Source organism: Sphingomonas sp. PAMC 26605 (genome assembly GCF_000241485.1).
Taxonomy (GTDB): domain Bacteria; phylum Pseudomonadota; class Alphaproteobacteria; order Sphingomonadales; family Sphingomonadaceae; genus Sphingomonas.
The window spans coordinates 3433179-3437273 of record NZ_JH584241.1 but is presented as its reverse complement, the minus strand read 5'-3'; the positions used below and the strand labels follow the sequence as shown (position 1 = coordinate 3437273).

Genomic DNA, 4095 nt, shown 5'->3' with positions numbered 1-4095 from the left:
CGACGTGAGCGCGCTCATCAGAAATACCCCTCGGCTTTCTTCTTCTCCATGCTCGCGCTCTGGTCGTGATCGATCGCGCGGCCCTGGCGTTCGGAGGTGGTGGTGAGCAGCATTTCCTGGATCACGTGCGGAAGCGTCGTCGCCGCGCTCTCGACCGCGCCGGTCAGCGGATAGCAGCCGAGCGTGCGGAAGCGGATCGAGCGCTCGACCGGGACTTCGCCGGGTTCGAGCCGGAAGCGGTCATCATCGACCATCAGCAGCATCCCGTCGCGCTCGACCGTCGGGCGCGGCCCGGCGAGATAGAGCGGGACGATCTCGATTCCCTCGGCGAGGATATATTGCCAGATGTCGAGCTCGGTCCAGTTCGACAGCGGGAAGACGCGGATGCTTTCCCCCTTCGCCTTCTTCGCATTGTAGAGGTGCCACAGTTCGGGGCGCTGTGCCTTGGGATCCCAGCGCTGGCTCGCCGAGCGGAAGCTGAAGATCCGCTCCTTGGCGCGGCTCTTCTCCTCGTCGCGCCGCGCGCCACCGAAGGCGACGTCGTAGCCGCCCTGCGTCAGCGCTTGCTTGAGCCCCTCGGTCTTCCACATGTCGGTGTGGCGGCTGCCATGATCGAAGGGGTTGATGCCCTGCGCGATGGCGTCGGGGTTCTGGTGGATGATCAGTTCCATCCCCGCTTTGGCTGCCGCGCGCTCGCGCAGATCGTACATCGCGCGGAATTTCCACGTCGTGTCGACATGGAGCAGCGGGAAGGGCGGCTTGCCCGGAAAGAACGCTTTGCGGGCCAGGTGCAGCATCACCGCCGAATCCTTGCCGACCGAATAGAGCATCACCGGCCGCTCGGCCTCCGCGACGACTTCGCGCAGGATATGGATGCTCTCGGCCTCGAGCCGCTGGAGGTGGGTAAGGATCGTCATGCTGCCTTGCAGATAGTGCAGAAATGCTGGCAAGCGATCAACTTATCCTGTCGATGCCTAAAGCGGCGTCACGACACCGCGTTGCGCTCGACCGAATCGAGGATTCGCACGCCCGCCATGAACACCGCGATCGGGCACACGGCGAACAGCAGCCAGCCGCCGACGCCGGGATATTGCGCGAGATAATGCACCCCACGCTCGACCGCGCCGAGCGCGAGCGCATAGATCACCGCAAAGGCTTCGAACTTGGTCTTGATGACGAACAGGCCGGAGAATTTGGTCCACATGCCAAATCCTTACGCAAGCCGTGGGCCAACCGCGGATTCTCGTGCCTTGGCGCGCGTAGAGATAGTTAACTGTCAGTTAACCCGACACAAGCGGTCAGGTGCGCGCGACATGGTTCACGATGAAATCCTCGCTCACGCGCAACGCGTCGGCGGTGGCGCGATCGAGCACGACGCCGCCTGCGCACGGCCGGATGGTGCCATAGGCGCAGCGGAACTCCGCGAGTCGGCCATGCGCGATCAACGCGGGATCGCCGCCATCGCCGTCGAGCGCGACGATCCGCGACGCTTGCGCATCGCGCACCGTGCGGACCTGGTCGGTCTTGGCGATCATCGTCGGGCCACCGTCAAAGATATCGACATAGTTTTCGTAGGCGAAGCCTTCGTTCTCGAGCATCCGCATTGCCGCGCGACCCGAGGGATGCGGCAGGCCGATCACCGCGCGCGCGGTCTCGGGGAGCATCGCGATATAGACCGGGTGCTTGGGGAACAGGTCGGCGATGAATTGATGGCCGCGCACTGCGTTGAACTGGTCGGCGTCCTGGAAGTTCATCCCGAAGAAGCGCCCCGCAAGGCCATCCCAGAAGGGCGAACCGCCCGCCTCGTCGATGATCCCGCGCAGTTCCGCGAGCACGCGATCGGCGAAGCGCGCGCGGTGGGCCGCGATGAACAGATAGCGGCTGCGCGCGAGCAGCATGCCGAGCCCGCCGGCGCGTTCGCCCGGATGGAGGAACAGCCCGCCGACCTCGCTGCACCCCTCGAGATCGGTGGTCAGCCCGAGCATGTCGGCGCGGAAGGTGCGGCCGAGTTCCTTGCTGTGCTGCGTCAGCGTGCCGAGGCGGTAGCTGTAGAAGGGATAGCTCTGCCCGACATGGGTGAAGATCTGGCAGGTGCCGCGGACCTCGCCGGTCTCGACATTCTCGAGCACGAGCACGAACAGATCGTCGGCCTTTTCGTCCGCGACGCGCGCAAAAGCGGCGGCACTGCGATCGAGCTTGGCCTTCAGCGCCGTGCGATCGGGCGGGAGATTGGTGAAGCCGCCGCCGGTGAGCTTGGCCATTTCGTAAAGCGGCTGGAGGTCGCTGTCGCGCGCGGCGCGGATCACGTGAGTCACAGGAAGCCCTTTTCGGCAAGGCGCAGGATCGTCAGCGCCGAGAGCGCGGCGCGTTCGGGGAGCGACTCGACGATCAGGAATTCGTCGGTCGAGTGGATCGCGCCGCCGCGTGCGCCCATCGTGTCGACCACGGGGACGCCGCACGCCGCGATCGTGTTCCCGTCGCAGACCCCGCCGGTCGCGCGCCACGCGATATCGAGGCCGAGATCGGCGCCGCACGCCTTGACCAGCGCGAAGAGCTTGGCGGCACCCGGGTCGATCGGCTTGGGCGGGCGGTTGAAACTGCCGTGCGCGCGGATCGTCACGTCATGCGCCGCGGCGACGGCGGCGACGGTCCGGTCGAGCGCGGCCTGCGCGCGGTCGATCTCGGCGCGGTCGGCGGGGCGGAAGTTGATCCGCAGCACGGCATGATCGGGGACGACATTGTTCGGCCCGCCGCCCTCGATCCGCGCGGGATTGACCGCAAGCGCGGGCGAGCGGATCGCGAACAGCTGCACGGCCAGATCGGACGCCGCGACGATCGCGTTGCGGCCTTGCTCGGGATTGCGCCCGGCATGCGCGCTGCGGCCGGTGACGACGATCGAAAAATTGCCCGTGCCGCCGCGGGCCCCCGCCAATGTGCCGTCGGGCAGCGCCGGTTCGTAGGTCAGCGCGGCGAGCTTGCCGCGCGCCGCACGCGCAATCAGCGCGGAGGACGAGAAGGAGCCGGTTTCCTCGTCCGAATTGATCACGACCTCATAGCCGATCCGCGCCGCAAGCGGGCTCGCCTCGACCGCGCGCAACGCCGCGAGCATGACGGCCAGGCCACCCTTCATGTCGGCGACGCCGGGCCCGTTGAGCGTGCCGTCGTCGCGAAAGGCGAGCGTCTGGAAGGCATGGTCGGCGGGATACACCGTGTCCATGTGGCCGGTCAGCAGGAGCTGCACCGGCGCCTCGGGCCGCACGATCAGATGGAGATGCTTGCCATGGTCGAGCGTCGTCACCGCCCCATCGGCCGAGACGTTCTCGGCGGTGTCGCCATCGACCAGCGCGAGCTCGCCCGGCAGCGCACCGAACGCGGCTGCCAGCTGTTCCGCTACCGCCGCCAATCCGGCAAGATTGCGCGTGCCGCTGTTGATCGCCGACCAGGCCTCGACCTGCGCCAGCATCGGTTGTGTTGCGACATGGGCGATGGTCGCCCGTTCGATCTCTGTCATCCCCGCCATCGCCAAGGGTCTAGCCGGTCTGCACCGCGCGCTCCACCCCGCTTCAGCGCAGGTGCGGTGCGAAGGCCTCGAGCACCTCTTCGTACAGCGTTCTCTTGAACGCGACGATGATCTCGGGGAGCGTTTCGGGGCGGATCCATCGCCAGGATTTGAATTCGGGATGCTCGGTCGCGATGTCGATGTCGGCGTCGCTGCCGAGGAAGCGATACAGGAACCAGCGCTGCCGCTGCCCGCGCCACTTGCCCTTCCACACGCGGCCGACCAGCTCTTCGGGGAGATCGTAGAACAGTTCGTGCGGCGCGGCGGCGATCAGGGCGACATGCTCCGGCGCAATGCCGGTTTCCTCGCCGAGTTCGCGCAAAGCGGTCGCCTCGGGGTCTTCGCCATCGTCGATCCCGCCTTGCGGCATCTGCCACGCCTCGACCTCGGCATCGATCCGCTGTCCGACGAAGACCAGACCGTCGGCGTTGAGCAGCATGATCCCGGCGCAGGGGCGATAGGGGAGGGTCGTGGGGTCGGTCATTGGGGATTCTTTCTTCTAAATCCTCCCTCGCGCAGCGGGGGGAGGGGGACCG

5 protein-coding genes are annotated in these 4095 nt (G+C 66.9%); all 5 read right to left on the bottom strand.

Features of this window, described 5'->3' with window-relative positions; translation table 11 throughout:
- Window positions 1-17: 17 nt before the first annotated feature.
- Window positions 18-917: a sulfate adenylyltransferase subunit CysD gene (gene cysD / locus RH90_RS15920; protein ID WP_010186978.1), complete on the bottom strand. Its 900-nt coding sequence runs from the start codon at window positions 915-917 to the stop codon at window positions 18-20.
- Window positions 918-985: 68 nt separating this feature from the next.
- Entirely contained in the window at window positions 986-1204 is a 219-nt protein-coding gene (locus RH90_RS15915) for a hypothetical protein (RefSeq protein WP_010186976.1), read from the bottom strand.
- Between the two features lie 94 nt (window positions 1205-1298).
- Window positions 1299-2315: an arginine N-succinyltransferase gene (locus RH90_RS15910; RefSeq protein ID WP_029625372.1), complete on the bottom strand. Its 1017-nt coding sequence runs from the start codon at window positions 2313-2315 to the stop codon at window positions 1299-1301.
- Window positions 2312-3520 (bottom strand): hydrolase, encoded by a 1209-nt coding sequence (locus RH90_RS15905; RefSeq protein ID WP_010186972.1) that lies wholly within the window; start codon window positions 3518-3520, stop codon window positions 2312-2314. The genes RH90_RS15910 and RH90_RS15905 overlap by 4 nt, the downstream gene beginning before the upstream one ends.
- A 43-nt stretch (window positions 3521-3563) precedes the next feature.
- Window positions 3564-4043, bottom strand: coding sequence for an RNA pyrophosphohydrolase (locus RH90_RS15900; protein WP_010186970.1), 480 nt, complete (start codon window positions 4041-4043; stop codon window positions 3564-3566).
- Window positions 4044-4095: the final 52 nt, after the last annotated feature.